Origin of the sequence: Streptomyces sp. NPDC051776, assembly GCF_040681345.1 — a bacterium.
Taxonomy (GTDB): Bacteria; Actinomycetota; Actinomycetes; order Streptomycetales; family Streptomycetaceae; genus Streptomyces.
Genome location: NZ_JBFAYQ010000002.1, coordinates 107,809 through 123,765, shown reverse-complemented (window position 1 = coordinate 123,765; position 15,957 = coordinate 107,809). Strand labels below are relative to the sequence as shown.

The window sequence follows — 15,957 nt, the reverse complement described above, 5'->3', positions numbered from 1 at the left end:
TCACCACGATGCTCCCGGGTGGCTGCGGTGGAGGTGCTGCATCTCGGCGAGCATCCGTCCGAACGGTTCGGTGTGCAGGCCCTCCCGGCCCGCCCCCGCCGTCCACGCCCCGGTCTGCGGCCCGCTGGGCAGGGTGAGAGTGGCGCGCTCCACCACGGACGTCACGGACGCCAGCCATGTGTGGAGCATCGCCTCCAGGTCGGCCTCCACGCCCTCGACGGGCTCGAAGAGCTCGCCGGTGAACCGCCACAGGGCGTCCATGCCGCGCTGCATACGGCCGTGGCTCTCCTCGGTGCCGTCGCCCAGGCGCAGCGTCCAGTGCTCGGCGTGGTCCCGGTGGTACGCGACCTCCTTGACCGCCTTGCGGGCGAGCGGCGCGAACGGGCCGTCCCCGTCCGCCAGTTGCCGGTACAGCAGCTCCTGGTAGGTCGAGAAGTACAACTGGCGGGCGATGGTGTGCGCGAAGTCGCCGTTCGGCTGTTCCACGAACTGGACGTTGCGGAACTCGCGCTCCTCGCGGAGATACGCCAGTTCGTCCTCGTCGCCCGCCATGGACAGCAGCACGCGGGCCTGGCCGAGAAGGTCCAGAGCAATGTTTGCGAGCGCGACGTCCTCCTCGAGCTGCGGAGCGTGTCCGGCCCACTCCCCCAGCCGGTGGGAGAGCACCAGGGCGTCGTCGCCCAGGGCGAGTGCGGCCGTCACAGGTGCTTCACCCCTTCCGGAATGTCGTAGAAGGTCGGGTGCCGGTAGGGCTTGTCACCCGCCGGCTCGAAGAACGGGTCCTTCTCGTCGGGGGAGGACGCGGTGATCGCCGAGGACGGGACCACCCAGATGGAGACGCCCTCCGACCTGCGCGTGTAGAGGTCACGGGCGTTCCGCAGGGCCATCTCGGCGTCCGGCGCGTGGAGGCTTCCGGCGTGGGTGTGCGACAGACCGCGGCGGCTGCGCACGAACACCTCCCACAGCGGCCAGTCGGCCGCCCCGTTGGTCCCGCTCATGCCTTTCCCTCCCCGTGCTTGGCGGCGTAGGCCGCCGCCGCCTCGCGCACCCATGCGCCTTCCTCGTGCGCCTTGCGGCGCTGCGTGATCCGCTGCTCGTTGCAGGGCCCGTTGCCCTTGAGCACCTCGCGGAACTCGTCCCAGTCGATCGCCCCGAAGTCGTAGTGCCCCCGGTCCTCGTTCCACGTCAGGTCCGGGTCGGGGAGTGTCAGGCCGAGGATCTCGGCCTGAGGGACGCAGATGTCGACGAAGCGCTGCCGCAGTTCGTCGTTGGAGTGCCGCTTGATCTTCCAGGACATGGACTGGGCGGAATGCGACGACTCGTCGTCGGGCGGGCCGAACATCATCAGCGACGGCCACCACCACCGGTTCACCGCGTCCTGCGCCATCGCCTGCTGGGCTTCCGTGCCCCGGCTGAGGGTGAGCAGCAGCTCGTACCCCTGTCGCTGGTGGAAGGACTCCTCCTTGCAGATCCGGATCATCGCCCGGGCGTAGGGCCCGTAGGAGCAGCGGCACAGCGGCACCTGGTTGGTGATCGCGGCGCCGTCCACGAGCCAGCCGATGGCTCCGACGTCGGCCCAGGTCAGCGTCGGGTAATTGAAGATCGACGAGTACTTCTGGCGGCCGGAGTGCAGCTTGTCCAGCAGTTCCTGCCGGCTGGTTCCGAGGGTCTCCGCGGCGCTGTAGAGATACAGCCCGTGGCCCGCCTCGTCCTGCACCTTGGCCATGAGGATCGCCTTGCGTCGCAGCGAGGGCGCGCGCGTGATCCAGTTGGCCTCGGGCTGCATGCCGATGATCTCGGAGTGGGCGTGCTGGGCCATCTGCCGCACGAGCGTCGCGCGGTACGCGTCCGGCATCCAGTCGCGCGGCTCGATCCGCTCCTCGGCCGCCACCGCGGCGTCGAAGGCAGCTTCATGAGCACCCGCGCTCCCGGGCTCGACCACCGTTGTCACCAGGTGCCCCTCTCCATCGACGAGCCCGGCATCCGTCCGGACATCCGCTCCACCGACCGACCGATCGTTCGGTTCAATGGTGCTGTGGCGCATCGTAGGGTGTCAAGGCTGTGGATAACTCCACGAGCGCTGTGCCGGGTGGCCCGCGCTGAGTACCGTTCCCCGGAGGTCCGGGGACGTGGGAGGGCGGTATGGAGCGGGACGAGGACGGGACGGCGGCACCAGGGGGTGTCGCGGCGCTGTCGCTTCCCTCGCGAATAGTGGTCGCGGTGGCGCTCGCCGTGGTCGCTGTCGCCGCCGCCGTGCACATCGCGATGGTCTTTCTGCACGTTGCCCCGTCGAACACGATCACCAAGCGGCACGGCGCGGCGATCGACGCGTACGTCTATCCGGAGTTCGAGCAGAACTGGAAACTGTTCGCTCCCAATCCACTCCAGCAGAACGTTGCGGTTCAGGCTCGCGTCGAGGTCCGTACGGCGGACGGCCGGATCGCGACCACCGACTGGACCGATCTGTCCGCCCAGGATGGCGACGCCATACGCCATCACCTCCTGCCGAGCCACACGCAGCAGAACGAGCTGCGTCGCGCCTGGGACTTCTTCTCCGGCTCGCACGACGCCAAGAACCGGCCGAACGGGTTGCGCGGCCAGCTCTCCGAGCAGTACATACGCCGCATCGTCCTGGACCGCATCGGTCCCGGGGTCGATGGCCGCATCGAGCGGGTGCAGGTCCGCTCGGCCACCACCCCCGTCGCACCGCCCCCCTGGAGCGACGAGAAGATCGACACCCGGTCCGTGCACCGCGTCCTCCCGTGGTGGGCGGTCACCGCGGCGGATCTGCCCGAGGGAGCCGACAGACCGTGATGCCGACTTCCACCGCCGTCTCCCCCGCCTCCGCCGTCCGCCGCGCCGAGCGCCGGCTCGCGCGCGGCATCGCCCAGGTCACCGGGAGCGCGCTCGGCCCGTACCAGACCGCCGTGATCCGGATCGGCTTCTCCTTCACCTGGCTTTTCTTCCTGATCCGTGAGTGGCCGCACCGGCACGAGATGTACGGGCCCGATGGGCCGTGGAGCTGGACGCTGGCCCGCCAGATGATCAGCGGGAACCATGCGTTCACCGCGCTCCTGTGGTCGGACGGGCGTCTTTGGTTCGAGTTCGTTTATCTCTTCTCCATCGCGGCGAGCGCCCTTCTTCTGCTCGGCTGGCGCACCCGCACCATGTCGGTGCTCTTCATGGTCGGGGTCCTGTCGCTGCAGAACCGCAGCATTTTCATGGGCGACGGCGGCGACAACGTCATCCACCTCATGGCGATCTATCTCGTGGTCACGCGATGCGGCCAGGTGTGGTCCCTGGATGCGCGCCGCCGGGCGCGCAGGGCGGAGGAGGAGGACGACCCCGGGCGGGACGTGGCCGGCATCCTCCTGTGGTCCCTCACCGGAGTTGTCCTCGCCGGGATCACGGTGCTGGACCTGGTGAGCCTGGGGTGGGCGCTGATCTTCTGGGGGCTCTGGTTCGTCCATGCCCTGTGGTGGACGGTCCGCCGGTACGCGCCGGACGGGTCGCCCGCCCTGCGGGAGGCACGTACGGTCCTGGACGCCATCGCCAATCTGGTGCACAACGGCGCCCTGCTCGTGATCATCGCCGAGGTGTGCCTGATCTACGCGACCGCGGGCTGGTACAAGATCCAGGGCTCTCGTTGGCAGGACGGAACCGCGGCCTACTATCCGGTCAATCTGGACTACTTCTCACCCTGGCCGGCGATCTCCGACCTGATGAGCAGCAGCGGCGTGCTGGTGATGGCCATCACCTACGGCACGGTGATCGTGCAGGTGGCCTTCCCGTTCACGCTGATGAACCGCCGCGTCAAGAACGCGCTGCTCGCCGTGATGATGCTCGAACACGCGGTCTTCGCGGTCGCGCTGGGGCTGCCGTTCTTCTCCCTGGCGATGATCGCCGCCGACTCGGTCTTCCTGCCGACGGGCTTCCTGCTCCTCCTGGGTGGCTTGGCAACGCGGCTCCGCGCGATCCGGCCCCTCGCCCGCGACCGGGCAACAGTGGGCAGCGACACCGCGGCGCCCGACCGTACCCTCGTCGGGTGAGCAGCATGAGCCGTGTGAACAGCGCCGTCAGTCCCGGCGGTCCGAAAGATCCCGGGGTTCCGGGCGGTCCCAACGGCCCGGGCGGCCCCCAAGATTCGGGCGGCCCCCAAGATTCGGGCGGTCCCCAAGATCCGGGCGGGCCGAGCGGTCCGAGCGGTGCCGGTGACGGGGTCGCCGTGGTCGCCCAGTACGACGACGGCTACACCGCGGCGGAGGTCGGCGTCGGCCCTCATCCCCTGCCGTGGCCGGAGGGCGCCCAGTACGATCCCGAACTGCTCGAGCACGGCGACCGCCGCAATGTCGTCGATCGCTACCGCTACTGGAGGCGCGAGGCGATCGTCCGCGACCTCGACACCCGCCGACACGACTTCCACGTGGCCGTGGAGAACTGGGGCCACGACTTCAACATCGGCTCCGTCGTCCGCACCGCCAACGCGTTCCTGGCGAAAGAGGTCCACATCGTGGGGCGGCGACGCTGGAACCGCCGGGGCGCCATGGTCACGGACCGGTACCAGCATGTACGCCATCACCCGGACACTGCGGGGCTGACCGCCTGGGCGGCTGCTGAGGGCCTGCCGGTCATCGGCATCGACAACCTCCCCGGTGCCGTCCCCCTGGAGACCACGCAACTGCCGCGCCGCTGCCTGCTCCTCTTCGGGCAGGAGGGCCCGGGTCTGAGCGAGGAGGCCAGGAAGCACGCCGCGATGGTGTGCTCCATCGCCCAGTTCGGCTCGACCCGTTCCATCAACGCCGGTGCGGCGGCCGCCATCGCGATGCACGCCTGGGTCAGCCGGCACGCGCGCATCGAGTCGTCCGGGGGACCGGCCGCCCAGTCCAGGCCCGACTCATCGGGCGAACCCGGGCCCGAGTCTCCGTAGAAACGCCCCGCAGGACTCCCCGGCGCCGGTGCCGGGGAGCCCCCGGGAGCACTAGGCGGGGCGCCGCACCTCGATGGTGCGGAAGCGGTTGGCCACGAACGCCCCGTCGCACAGCGCCGAGTTCGCCGCCGGGTTGCCACCCGAGCCGTGGAAGTCCGAGAAGGCGGCGGTCTGGTTCACATAGACCCCGCCCGTCAGGTTCAACGAGAGCTGGGCGCACTCCTCCAGGCAGGCCTGCTCGATCTGCTGCTCGACCTCGGGCGACGTCGTGTAGGCACCCACGGTCATGGCGCCCTTGTCCCGGACGGTACGGCGCAGCAGCTCCACCGCATCGCTCGTCGAGTCCATGGCCACCGCGAAGGACACCGGCCCGAAGCACTCCGAGAGGTAGGCGGCCTCGTCGTCCGGCTTGGCACCGTCCAGCTTGACGATCACCGGCGTACGGACGGTGGCCCCCGGGAACTCCGGGTGCTGCACGGTACGCGACGCCAGGGCGACCTCGCCGATCCCTCCGGCCGCCTCGATGCGCTCCCGCACTTGCGGGTTGACGATCGCGCCCAGGAGAGCATTTGCTCGGGCGTCGTCGCCGAGCAGGCCCTGCACCGCGCCCGCCAGGTCGGTGACGACCTCGTCGTACGACTTGTGGCCGGCGTCCGTGCCGATGCCCTCGCGCGGGATCAGCAGGTTCTGCGGTGTGGTGCACATCTGGCCGCTGTAGAGCGAGAGCGAGAAGGCCAGATTGCCCAGCATGCCCTTGTAGTCGTCGGTGGAGTCGATGACGACCGTGTTCACACCGGCCTTCTCGGTGTGCACCACCGCCTGGCGGGCGTTGGTCTCCAGCCAGTCGCCGAAGGCGGTCGAGCCGGTGTAGTCGATGACCCTGACCTCCGGCCGCACGGCCAGCGTCTTGGCCAGGCCCTCACCGGACCGCTCAGCGGCCAGCGCGACCAGGTTGGGGTCAAAACCCGCCTCCGCGAGCACGTCGCGGGCGACCGCGACGGTCAGCGCCAGCGGCAGCACCGCGCGGGGGTGCGGCTTGACCAGCACCGCGTTCCCCGTTGCCAGGGAGGCGAACAGGCCCGGGTAGCCGTTCCAGGTCGGGAAGGTGTTGCAGCCGATCAGCAGCGAGATGCCGCGGGGGACGGCGGTGAACTGCTTGCTGAGGTTCAAGGGGTCCCGCTTGCCCTGGGGCTTGGACCAGTCCGCGGCGTCCGGGGTGCGGACCTGCTCCACGTATGCGTACGCCACGGCCTCCAGGCCGCGGTCCTGCGCGTGGGGCCCGCCCGCCTGGAAAGCCATCATGAAAGCCTGGCCGCTGGTGTGCATGACGGCATGGGCGAACTCGTGGGTGCGCGCATTGATCCGCGACAGGATCTCCAGGCACACCATCGCCCGCACCTCGGGCCCCGCGTCGCGCCACGACGGCATCGCCGCGCGCATCGCCGGGAGCAGCACGTCGACATCCGGGTGCGGATACTCCACACCCAGCTCGGGGCCGTAGGGCGAGACCTCATCCCCGGCCCAGCCGTCGGTGCCCGGCTGGTCGAGATCGAGCCGCTTGCCGCGCAGCGCCTCGAAGGCGGCATGCCCGTCACCCGGCGCGGATGCGCCGTACGCCTTCGGGTGCTCCGGATACGGAGACCAGTAGGCACGCGTACGGATCGCCTCGAGCGCCTGGTCGAGCGTCGGGCGGTGCTTCTCGATCAGCGTGACAGCGGTGAGATCGGCGGCCATGACGGACCAACTCCTCGTTGAGCTGGGCTGGAAAAGGGCAACAGGGTTAGAGTAACCGAACGATCGGTCGGGACAAGGGGGCCTGTCGGGGTTGTGGACAACGCATACGAGAGGATCTCGGCCATGACGGCAATCGACCGGACCGGAACCGTCGGCGTCGTCGGCACCGGGACGATGGGGCAGGGAATCGCCCAGGTCGCGCTGGTGGCCGGGCACCCCGTGCGGCTCTACGACGTGGCGCCGGGGCTCGCGGCGACGGCTGTTGACGCGATCATGGCCCGCCTCGACCGGCTGGTGGAGAAAGGGAGGCTCACGCCCGGGGAGCGGGATGCCGCCCGCGGACGGCTCGATCCGGTCGGGGACGTCGCGGGCCTTGCCGAGGCCGAGCTCGTCGTCGAGGCGATCCTGGAGGACGTCGCGGCCAAGCAGCAGCTCTTCACGGCGCTGGAGTCGGTCGTCCGCGACGACTGCCTCCTCGCCACCAACACCTCCTCCCTGTCCGTCACCGAGATAGCGGGCGCGCTCCGCCGCCCGGGCCGCGTCGTCGGCCTTCACTTCTTCAACCCCGCGCCGCTCCTCCCGCTGGTGGAGGTGGTGAGCGGGTTCGCCACCGACGAAGCCGCGGCCACGCGCGCGTACGAGACCGCGGCCGCGTGGGGGAAGACCCCGGTCCGGTGCTCCGACACCCCCGGCTTCATCGTCAACCGCGTCGCCCGGCCCTTCTATGCCGAGGCCTTCCGGCTCTATGAGGAACGGGCCGCCGCCCCCGCCACCCTGGACGCGGTGCTGCGCGAGAGCGGCGGCTTCCGGATGGGCCCCTTCGAACTGACGGACCTCATCGGCCAGGACGTGAACGAGGCCGTCACCCGCTCCGTATGGGAGGCATTCTTCAGGGACCCCAAGTTCACGCCGTCCATGGCCCAGCGCCGCCTGGTCCAGGCGGGCCTGCACGGGCGCAAGTCGGGCCGGGGCTGGTTCGGCTACGGCGAGGGCGAGGAGAAGCCCGCGCCGCTGACCGCCGAGCCCGCCAAGGCCCCCGACGCCGTCGTGATCCACGGCGACCTCGGGCCGGCAGGTGTTCTGCCCGAGCTGATCGCCGAGGCGGGCATCGGCGTCACCCACGCCCCCGCGCCTCGCCCCTCCGAAGGCTCCCTCGGCTCCGGCTTCATCGAGCTGCCGGGCGGGGCCCCGCTCTCGTTGACCGACGGATCCCTCGCCACGACCGGACCTGACGGGGGTATCCGGTTCGACCTGGCGCTGGACTACCGCGCCGCCGGCCGTATCGCCCTGGCGGCTTCCGACACCGCCCGGCCGGAGTCCCTTCAGGCGGCCGTCGGGCTCTTCCAGGTCCTGGGCAAGCAGGTCAGCGTGATCGACGACGTCCCGGGCATGGTCGTGGCCCGTACGGTCGCGATGCTCGTGGACTTCGCCGCCGATGCCGTGGCCCGCGGGGTCGCGGGGCCGCAGGACGTCGACACAGCCATGCGGCTCGGTGTGAACTACCCCCGTGGCCCCCTCCAGTGGGGGGACGACCTCGGCCCCCGGTGGGTCCGGACGGTGCTGGGGAACCTGCAGGACGCGTACCCCGGCAGCCGCTACGCGCCGTCCCAGATGATCCGCCGCCGCGCGGCCGCCGAACGGGAGCTGCTCACATCATGACCATGGCCAAGCGTGATACGTACACGCCCGAATCGCTGCTCGCGGTCGCCGTCGAGGTGTTCAACGAGCGCGGCTACGACGGCACGTCGATGGAGCATCTCTCCCGCGCCGCCGGGATCTCCAAGTCGTCCATCTACCACCACGTCCGCGGCAAGGAAGAGCTGCTGCGGCTCGCGATATCGCGGGCACTGGACGGGCTGTTCAGGGTCCTCGAAGAACCCGCCGCCATGAATGGCCGGGCCATCGACCGGCTCGAACACGTGGCGCGCCGGACCGCCGAAGTGCTGATGGCGGAGCTGCCCTACGTGACGCTGCTGCTGCGGGTGCGCGGGAACACGGACACCGAGCGGTGGGCGATGGCGCGGCGGCGCGAGTTCGACCAGCAGGTGGCCGAACTGCTCCAGCGGGCGGCCGAGGACGGGGACCTGCGGGGCGACGTCGATGTACGGCTCGCGACCCGGCTGCTCTTCGGCATGATCAACTCGATTGTGGAGTGGTACCGGCCGCACGGCGGCCACGGGGGACACGAGGACGGGGACGAGGTGGCGGAGGCCGTCGTCCGGATGGCCTTTGCGGGCCTGCGTACCTGCTGACCGAGGCGCCGGCCCACGCCCGTAGGCACCCGGCCGCCACCCCGAGGAACCCGGCCGCCACCCCGAGGCACCCACCCATCAGGCGAGAGCAGGCCCCGGACCGAGGCAGCACCTGGAGACCGGACCGAGGCAGGTACCCGGAGAGACGGTGCGCATCGCCCGAAGTGCGGACGAGGCGGCGGGGGCGGCGGGGCGGAATCATCGCCGTCCGCCGGTTCACTCCTCCGGCCAGAGATCCGTCTCCTCGAACACCAGCAGCGTGCGCGTGCTCAGCACCTCCGGGATCGACTGGATGCGGGTGAGCACCAGCTCACGCAAGGCCCGGTTGTCCTCGGTGTGCACCAGCAGCAGCACGTCGAAGTCGCCGCTGACCAGGGCGATGTGGGCCGCTCCTGGGAGTTCCTGGAGCTGCTCCCGAACCGTGCGCCAGGAGTTCTGGACGATCTTGAGAGTGATATAGGCCGACGCACCCTGACCTGCGCGTTCCTGGTCGATACGGGCGCCGAAGCCACGGATCACACCGTCCTCGATCAGACGGTTGATGCGGGCGTAGGCGTTGGCACGCGAGACATGGACGCGCTCGGCCACGGACCGTATCGACGCCCGCCCGTCTGTACGCAGCATGGCGAGGATCGCACGGTCGATCGCATCGAGGGGGCGCGCGGGCGGAATCCTGCGTTCCTCGGCCATCCGTTCAGCTTCCATCCCGCTGTGCCTCCCCGAAGTGGACGTCCTGGCTTCATCTCAGGCTGTGGAGAACCGTTTGTCCACAGGCTGGGTCCGCCTGTAGCCAAAATGTGCCGACGACCGAACAATCGGTAGGTGAGACGCCCACCACACCGCGTCCGCCGGAAGCCTGCCCGTCCCGGCCCACCGGCATGGGATCTCCAGGAGGTGCTCGATATGACGGTCCTCGAACAGCCGGGGTCGTACCACCCCGCCCCGCCGCCCTCCTGGCGGCCCCGGGTCGACCCCGCGCCGCTGCTGCCGGACGCGGAGCCGTACCGCATGCTGGGGACCCCCGCCGCGCGAGACGCCGACCCCGCGCTGCTCAGGCGGCTCCACGCAGAGCTGGTGCGCGGCCGGAGGTACAACACGCAGGCGACGGCGCTCACCCGCCAGGGACGGCTGGCGGTCTACCCGTCCAGCACGGGCCAGGAGGCGTGCGAGGTCGCCGCGGCGCTCGTCCTCGAGGACCAGGACTGGCTCTTCCCCAGCTACCGGGACACGCTCGCGGCCGTGGCGCGCGGCCTGGACCCGGTGCAGGCGCTCACGCTGCTCCGCGGCGACTGGCACACCGGCTACGACCCCCGGGAACACCGGGTTGCCCCGCTGAGCACGCCGCTGGCCACCCAGCTCCCGCACGCCGTCGGCCTCGCGCACGCCGCCCGCCTCAAGGGGGACGACGTCGTCGCGCTCGCCATGGTCGGCGACGGCGGCACGAGCGAGGGCGACTTCCACGAGGCGCTGAACTTTGCAGCCGTATGGCAGGCACCGGTCGTCTTCCTCGTCCAGAACAACGGCTTCGCGATCTCCGTGCCGCTGGCCAAGCAGACCGCCGCCCCCTCCCTCGCCCACAAGGCGGTCGGCTACGGGATGCCCGGCCGGCTCGTCGACGGCAATGACGCGGTCGCGGTCCACCAGGTGCTCGGCGAAGCGGTGAGCCGTGCGCGCAGCGGCGGCGGGCCGACGCTCGTCGAGGCCGTCACCTACCGGATCGAGGCGCACACCAACGCCGACGACGCCACCCGCTACCGCACCGACTCCGAGGTGGAGGAGTGGCGCGAGCACGATCCGATAGCCCTGCTGGAGCGTGAGATGCGCGACCAGGGGCTGCTGGACGACGCCGTGGTCGAGGCCGCGCGCGACGCCGCCGAGAAGACGGCCGCCGACCTGCGGGAGCGGATGAACGAAGACCCGGTGCTGGACCCGATGGACCTGTTCGCTCACGTCTACGCCGAGCGGACCGCCCAGCTCCGCGAGCAGGCGGAGCAGCTACGGGCCGAACTGGCGGCCGCGGACGACGAGCACGACGAGCACGCCGAGGGCGAAGGGAAGACCGGGCAGTGACCACCGCACCAGCGACCGCGGGGCCGGACGCCGCCGTGCGCAAGCCCGCGACCATGGCACAGGCCCTCGGCCGGGCCCTGCGCGACTCCATGGCCGAGGACCCGGCCGTGCACGTCCTCGGTGAGGACGTCGGCGCACTCGGCGGCGTCTTCCGGATCACCGACGGCCTCACCAAGGAGTTCGGAGAGGACCGCTGCACGGACACCCCGCTGGCGGAGGCCGGAATCCTGGGGACCGCTGTCGGCATGGCGATGTACGGGCTGAGGCCCGTCGTCGAGATGCAGTTCGACGCCTTCGCCTATCCCGCGTTCGAGCAGCTCATCAGCCACGTCTCGCGGATGCGCAACCGCACCAGGGGCGCGATGCCGCTGCCCATCACCGTCCGCGTGCCCTATGGCGGCGGCATCGGCGGCGTCGAGCACCACAGCGACTCGTCGGAGGCGTACTACATGGCGACGCCCGGCCTCCATGTCGTCGCCCCGGCGACCGTCGCCGACGCCTACGGGCTGCTGCGCGCCGCGATCGCCTCGGACGACCCGGTGATCTTCCTCGAACCCAAGCGGCTCTACTGGTCCAAGGCCGACTGGTCGCCCGAAGAGCCCGAGGAGGTGGCGCCCATCGGGCGGGCCGTGGTCCGCCGCACCGGCCGGAGCGCCACGCTCCTCACGTACGGCCCGTCGGTGCCCGTGTGCCTCGAGGCTGCGGAGGCGGCGCAGGCCGAGGGCTGGGACCTCGAAGTCCTGGACCTGCGGAGCCTGGTGCCGTTCGATGACGCCACCGTCTGCGAGTCCGTACGGCGGACCGGCCGTGCGGTCGTGGTGCACGAGTCCTCCGGCTTCGGCGGTCCCGGAGGGGAGATCGCCGCGCGTGTGATGGAGCGGTGCTTCCACCATCTGGAGGCTCCGGTGCTGCGCGTCGCCGGATTCGACATCCCGTACCCGCCGCCGATGCTGGAGAAGCACCATCTGCCCGGTGTGGATCGCATTCTCGACGCGGTGGCGCGCCTGCAGTGGGAGGCCGACTGGACCGAGCCGGGAGGCGGGCACTGATGGCTGTGGTGCGGGAGTTCGCACTGCCGGACCTCGGAGAGGGGCTGACCGAGGCCGAGATCGTGCGCTGGCTCGTCCAGGTGGGCGATGTGGTGGCCGTCGACCAGCCGGTGGTGGAGGTCGAAACAGCCAAGGCGGCTGTGGAAGTGCCGTGTCCCTACGGGGGCGTGGTGACGGCGCGCTTCGGTGAGGAAGGGACAGAACTGCCCGTCGGAGCCCCGCTGTTGACCGTGGCAGTGGGGGCGGACAGTGACGGGGACGCACCGGTCCCGGCCACGGAGGCCACCGGGGCGCAGGGCCCCCGGGCCGACGAGGGTTCGGGGAATGTGCTCGTCGGCTACGGCACGGGCGCGCCTGCCGCGCGCCGCCGCCGTGTCCGTCCGTCGGGCGGGTTCTCCCGCCCCGCCGCACCGGGTGGGCGGGGCGATGCCGGGAGCCCGGAGGGCGGTGCCGTGAGAGGCTCCGCGCAGGTCGCATCCGCGGGCAGTGCCCGGCTCACGACCACGCGGGCCGAGGCCCGTGCCCCCTCCGCCGCGCACTCCACCGACCTCGGGCAGGACCGGCGGAGTGGGGACACGGCAGAAGCACCGCAGCTCGTGGAGGGGCCGGTCGCCGTCATCTCACCACTGGTGCGGCGGATCGCGCGCGAACACGGCATCGACCTGAGGGCTCTGAGGGGGTCCGGGCCCGAGGGGCTGATCCTCCGCGCCGACGTCGAGGAGGCCGCGCGTGCCATCGCCACCGCCTCCGACGGGGCGGCCGCCCCGTACGCCGCCCAGGGGACGACCGGTGCCGCCCCCGTCGCGTCTGCGCCTGCCCCTGAACAGGCGCGCGGGCTCGCGGGGGCTGCGGGGCCGGAGCGCATCCCGCTGCGGGGGGTGCGGGGCGCCGTCGCCGACAAGCTCGCGAGAAGCAGGAGGGAGATCCCCGAGGCGACGTGCTGGGTCGACGCCGACGCCACCGAACTCATGGCCGCCCGCGCGGCGATGAATGCCTCCGGAGGGCCCAAGGTGTCGCTGCTGGCACTGCTGGCCCGTATCTGCACGGCCGCGCTCGAGCGGTACCCCGAGCTGAACTCCACGGTCGACACCGAGACGCGCGAGATCGTCCGACTGCCCGCCGTGCACCTCGGATTCGCAGCGCAGACCGAGCGCGGCCTGGTCGTACCGGTGGTACGTGACGCCCACGCCCGTAACGCGGTAGGGCTCACGGAGGAGTTCGCCCGGCTGACCGAGGCGGCTCGGACGGGCACGCTCACGCCCGCCGATCTGACCGGCGGCACCTTCACGCTCAACAACTACGGGGTGTTCGGCGTGGACGGCTCCACACCGATCATCAACCACCCCGAGGCGGCGATGCTCGGTGTCGGCCGGATCGTGCCCAAGCCGTGGGTGCACCAAGGGGAGTTGGCGGTCCGTCAGGTCGTCCAGCTTTCGTTCACCTTCGATCACCGGGTCTGCGACGGTGGCACGGCCGGGGGCTTCCTGCGCTACGTGGCCGACTGCGTCGAGCAGCCGGCGGTGCTGCTGCGTACGGTGTGACACGAGTTAACCCAGGATGACCCGGGATGCGCCGGGACCACCGGCGTCTCCCGGGTCATCCCGGGCACCCGTGGGACCGCCCGCGGCCGGGCCCGGCCATACTCGGGGGCATGACTGGGCATTCGTACGACGCCGTGGTGCTGGCCGGTGGCGCCGCAAGACGGCTGGGCGGTGCCGACAAACCCGGCCTGACGGTCGGCGGGCGTCCGCTCCTTGACCGGGTGCTTGGCGCATGCGCGGACGCCGCCGTCACGGTCGTCGTCGGCTCCCGGCGGCCGACCGTACGGATCGTGCGCTGGGCGCGTGAGGAACCGCACGGCGCCGGACCTCTGGCCGCGCTCGACGCCGGACTCCGGCAGGTGACGGCTCCGGTCGTGCTCGTGCTCTCCGCAGACCTGCCGTTCCTCTCGGCGGCCACGGTCCGCGGGCTGGTGGCGGGACTCGACCGGGCGGCGTACGCCGGGGGTGCCGCGCCCGGAGATGTGTCCTCAGCCGCCCGCCGCGAAGGGCCCGGTCATGCGGGCGACCGCGGTGGTACGGGCGCGGGTGTCTCCGGTGGTACGGGCGCGGGCGTCTCCGGCGGTACGGGCATCCCCGGCCGCACGGGCGCCTCCAGGAACGGGACGGGGAGGGGTGTGGCCGGTGGCGGACCGGCCGAAGGAGTCGTCCTCGTCGACGCCGACGGGCGCGACCAGCCGCTCGTCGCCGCCTACCGCACCGAACCGCTGCGCCGCGAACTCGCCCTGCTCGCCGCCGAACACGGCGGTCTCGCCCATCTGCCCCTCCGCCTGCTCACCTCCGAACTGACCCTTCACCGCCTGCCCGGCCGCGACGCCGCCTCCTTCGACTGCGACACCTGGGAAGACGTCGCCGCGGCCAGGGCCCGTATCAGGGAGCATGGGAACGTGCTGGACGAATGGATTGCCGCAGTCAAGGCCGAACTCGGGATCGAGCTGGACGTCGACACCGGTGTCCTCCTGGATCTCGCCCGCGATGCCGCGCACGGCGTGGCCAGGCCCGCGGCGCCCCTCACCACCTTCCTGGTCGGCTACGCGGCGGCCCGGGCGGGCGGCAGCCCCGACGAGGTGGCGATCGCTGCGCGCAAGGCCGCGGCACTGGCCGTACGCTGGGCCGAGGAAGCCCAGGACGGACCGGCCGGCGGTTCGGAGAAGACGGCGGGATGACGGAACCGGGCGGAAGCCGCGACCTGTCCGCGGACGTGGAACGACCGGCCCTCGGTGGCCGCCCGGAGGGCCTCGGCCGCGCCGCAGGCCGGGACGATGCCCTTCCCGTGTCCGGCGGGAAGCCCCGGGTCGCGAATGAGCCCCGGACCGGCGGCGCCCCCGGCGCCCAGCGCGCACCCGACAGCGGCGACGCACCCGACAGCGGCGACGCGGCCGCAGGTGGCGCCGACGCCGCCCGAGAGGCCAACGAGGCACATCGGGCCAATGGGACACATCGGGCCGACGACGCCCGAGACGCCGACGACGCCCGAGACGCCGACGAGGCACATCAGGCCAACGATGTACGTCCGACCAGCGGGACATATCGGTCTGACGGTGTCCGAGAGGCCGACAGCGCCCAAGAGGCCGACGAGGCACATCGGGCCGACGAGGCACATCGGGCCGAGGACGCACTCGAAGTGGACGACGCGCTCGCCATCGCGAACGAACAACGCCACGCGGGCCCTGCGTCGCGCGCCGGAACACACCGGGCCGGAGCCATGGATCCGACGTCACCGCACGGCGCCGACGGCCGGGCGGGCGGCTCCCGGACGCCGGAGGGGGCCAACGGGCCCGATCGGAGCGGCACTTCGGGACAGGCGCCCGCGCCCGTCGTCTACGACCACGTTGCGGTGGAGCAGCAGCTCGCCGGCGCGGATCCAGGTCCCGCCGCACCCTCCGGCGACCGCCCCGCCCATGCCCACCGGACCACGACCTGGCACGAGGCTAGGGCCATCGCAGCTCGGGCCGCAGGCGGTCCGCTGCCCGCGCTCGTACGGCGGCTGGGGGACGCGCTGGGCCACGTGCTGGCCGAGCCGTTGGTGGCCCTGACCGATCTGCCGCCCTTCGACACCTCCGCGATGGACGGATGGGCCGTTGCCGGGCCGGGGCCCTGGCGGGTCGCCGGGGACGCCGGGTCCAACGAGGCCGGACACTCTCGGGAAATGGGGTTCGGCCTCCTCGCCGGGCACGACGAACCCTCCCCGCTGCCCGACGGTCACGCCGTCCGCATCGCGACCGGCGCCCGCGTCCCGGCCGGTACGACGGCCGTGCTGCGCACCGAGTACGGCGACGTGCGCGCGCGGGACCGTGCGTCCGCGAACCGCCCCGGCTCCGGCAGTCCTCGCGCCGACGACACCCGTCCCGCTGTCCCTGGCGCTG

General features: G+C 71.7%; 14 protein-coding genes and 1 pseudogene. 10 read left to right on the top strand and 5 right to left on the bottom strand.

Annotation, left to right across the window (positions count from 1 at the left end):
* From paaC to paaA, 3 genes are read right to left on the bottom strand one after another with little or no spacing between them, the layout of a single operon-like run.
* Positions 1-702 carry a 1,2-phenylacetyl-CoA epoxidase subunit PaaC gene (paaC, locus tag AB0M26_RS02570; protein WP_365253312.1) on the bottom strand — a complete coding sequence of 234 codons (702 nt, stop codon included), beginning with the start codon at positions 700-702 and terminating at the stop codon, positions 1-3.
* Complete coding sequence (gene paaB, locus AB0M26_RS02565; protein ID WP_365253309.1) at positions 699-998, bottom strand: 1,2-phenylacetyl-CoA epoxidase subunit PaaB; 300 nt, start codon at positions 996-998, stop codon at positions 699-701. The genes paaC and paaB overlap by 4 nt, the downstream gene beginning before the upstream one ends.
* Entirely contained in the window at positions 995-1,951 is a 957-nt protein-coding gene (gene paaA, locus AB0M26_RS02560; protein ID WP_365253306.1) for a 1,2-phenylacetyl-CoA epoxidase subunit PaaA, read from the bottom strand. The genes paaB and paaA overlap by 4 nt, the downstream gene beginning before the upstream one ends.
* A gap of 191 nt (positions 1,952-2,142) precedes the next feature.
* On the opposite strand from paaA, the gene AB0M26_RS02555 reads away from it, so the two are divergent.
* From AB0M26_RS02555 to AB0M26_RS02545, 3 genes are read left to right on the top strand one after another with little or no spacing between them, the layout of a single operon-like run.
* A complete protein-coding gene (locus AB0M26_RS02555; RefSeq protein WP_365253303.1) occupies positions 2,143-2,814 on the top strand; it encodes a DUF5819 family protein in 672 nt (223 codons plus the stop codon).
* A complete protein-coding gene (locus AB0M26_RS02550) occupies positions 2,814-4,049 on the top strand; it encodes an HTTM domain-containing protein (RefSeq protein ID WP_365253300.1) in 1,236 nt (411 codons plus the stop codon). The genes AB0M26_RS02555 and AB0M26_RS02550 overlap by 1 nt, the downstream gene beginning before the upstream one ends.
* Positions 4,046-4,927: a TrmH family RNA methyltransferase gene (locus AB0M26_RS02545; RefSeq protein WP_365253297.1), complete on the top strand. Its 882-nt coding sequence runs from the start codon at positions 4,046-4,048 to the stop codon at positions 4,925-4,927. Before AB0M26_RS02550 ends, AB0M26_RS02545 begins: the two co-directional genes overlap by 4 nt.
* A 51-nt stretch (positions 4,928-4,978) precedes the next feature.
* Here the strand turns inward: AB0M26_RS02545 and paaN are convergent, their stop codons facing one another.
* Positions 4,979-6,661: a phenylacetic acid degradation protein PaaN gene (gene paaN, locus AB0M26_RS02540; protein WP_365253294.1), complete on the bottom strand. Its 1,683-nt coding sequence runs from the start codon at positions 6,659-6,661 to the stop codon at positions 4,979-4,981.
* 123 nt (positions 6,662-6,784) lie between these two features.
* On the opposite strand from paaN, the gene AB0M26_RS02535 reads away from it, so the two are divergent.
* Both AB0M26_RS02535 and AB0M26_RS02530 read left to right on the top strand, forming a co-directional pair.
* Positions 6,785-8,320, top strand: coding sequence for a 3-hydroxyacyl-CoA dehydrogenase (locus tag AB0M26_RS02535; RefSeq protein WP_365253291.1), 1,536 nt, complete (start codon positions 6,785-6,787; stop codon positions 8,318-8,320).
* Positions 8,317-8,913, top strand: coding sequence for a TetR/AcrR family transcriptional regulator (locus AB0M26_RS02530; RefSeq protein WP_365253288.1), 597 nt, complete (start codon positions 8,317-8,319; stop codon positions 8,911-8,913). Before AB0M26_RS02535 ends, AB0M26_RS02530 begins: the two co-directional genes overlap by 4 nt.
* A 216-nt stretch (positions 8,914-9,129) precedes the next feature.
* Here AB0M26_RS02530 and AB0M26_RS02525 read toward each other — a convergent pair whose 3' ends face one another.
* Positions 9,130-9,618 (bottom strand): Lrp/AsnC family transcriptional regulator, encoded by a 489-nt coding sequence (locus tag AB0M26_RS02525; protein ID WP_365253285.1) that lies wholly within the window; start codon positions 9,616-9,618, stop codon positions 9,130-9,132.
* Positions 9,619-9,816: 198 nt separating this feature from the next.
* Between AB0M26_RS02525 and pdhA the strand changes: the two genes are divergently transcribed.
* The 5 genes and pseudogenes from pdhA to AB0M26_RS02500 form a co-directional block, all read left to right on the top strand.
* A complete protein-coding gene (pdhA, locus tag AB0M26_RS02520) occupies positions 9,817-10,983 on the top strand; it encodes a pyruvate dehydrogenase (acetyl-transferring) E1 component subunit alpha (RefSeq protein WP_365253282.1) in 1,167 nt (388 codons plus the stop codon).
* Positions 10,984-11,036: 53 nt separating this feature from the next.
* Positions 11,037-12,032, top strand: a complete 996-nt coding sequence (locus AB0M26_RS02515) for an alpha-ketoacid dehydrogenase subunit beta (protein ID WP_365253781.1) — start codon at positions 11,037-11,039, stop codon at positions 12,030-12,032.
* Positions 12,032-13,573, top strand: a complete 1,542-nt coding sequence (locus AB0M26_RS02510) for a dihydrolipoamide acetyltransferase family protein (protein ID WP_365253279.1) — start codon at positions 12,032-12,034, stop codon at positions 13,571-13,573. The genes AB0M26_RS02515 and AB0M26_RS02510 overlap by 1 nt, the downstream gene beginning before the upstream one ends.
* Before the next feature lie 110 nt (positions 13,574-13,683).
* Positions 13,684-14,757 carry a DUF6457 domain-containing protein gene (locus AB0M26_RS02505; RefSeq protein WP_365253276.1) on the top strand — a complete coding sequence of 358 codons (1,074 nt, stop codon included), beginning with the start codon at positions 13,684-13,686 and terminating at the stop codon, positions 14,755-14,757.
* Positions 14,754-15,957, top strand: a pseudogene (locus tag AB0M26_RS02500) (hypothetical protein); the annotation flags it as partial. The gene AB0M26_RS02505 and the pseudogene AB0M26_RS02500, both read left to right, overlap by 4 nt.

Excerpts from the sequence above, each read along its gene's own strand:
- paaB (WP_365253309.1), bottom strand. The coding sequence starts at position 998 with ATGAGCGGGACCAACGGGGCGGCCGACTGGCCGCTGTGGGAGGTGTTC.
- AB0M26_RS02555 (WP_365253303.1), top strand. The coding sequence starts at position 2,143 with ATGGAGCGGGACGAGGACGGGACGGCGGCACCAGGGGGTGTCGCGGCG.
- AB0M26_RS02550 (WP_365253300.1), top strand. The coding sequence starts at position 2,814 with ATGCCGACTTCCACCGCCGTCTCCCCCGCCTCCGCCGTCCGCCGCGCC.
- paaN (WP_365253294.1), bottom strand. The coding sequence starts at position 6,661 with ATGGCCGCCGATCTCACCGCTGTCACGCTGATCGAGAAGCACCGCCCG.
- AB0M26_RS02535 (WP_365253291.1), top strand. The coding sequence starts at position 6,785 with ATGACGGCAATCGACCGGACCGGAACCGTCGGCGTCGTCGGCACCGGG.
- AB0M26_RS02530 (WP_365253288.1), top strand. The coding sequence starts at position 8,317 with ATGACCATGGCCAAGCGTGATACGTACACGCCCGAATCGCTGCTCGCG.
- AB0M26_RS02525 (WP_365253285.1), bottom strand. The coding sequence starts at position 9,618 with ATGGAAGCTGAACGGATGGCCGAGGAACGCAGGATTCCGCCCGCGCGC.
- pdhA (WP_365253282.1), top strand. The coding sequence starts at position 9,817 with ATGACGGTCCTCGAACAGCCGGGGTCGTACCACCCCGCCCCGCCGCCC.
- AB0M26_RS02515 (WP_365253781.1), top strand. The coding sequence starts at position 11,037 with ATGGCACAGGCCCTCGGCCGGGCCCTGCGCGACTCCATGGCCGAGGAC.
- AB0M26_RS02510 (WP_365253279.1), top strand. The coding sequence starts at position 12,032 with ATGGCTGTGGTGCGGGAGTTCGCACTGCCGGACCTCGGAGAGGGGCTG.
- AB0M26_RS02505 (WP_365253276.1), top strand. The coding sequence starts at position 13,684 with ATGACTGGGCATTCGTACGACGCCGTGGTGCTGGCCGGTGGCGCCGCA.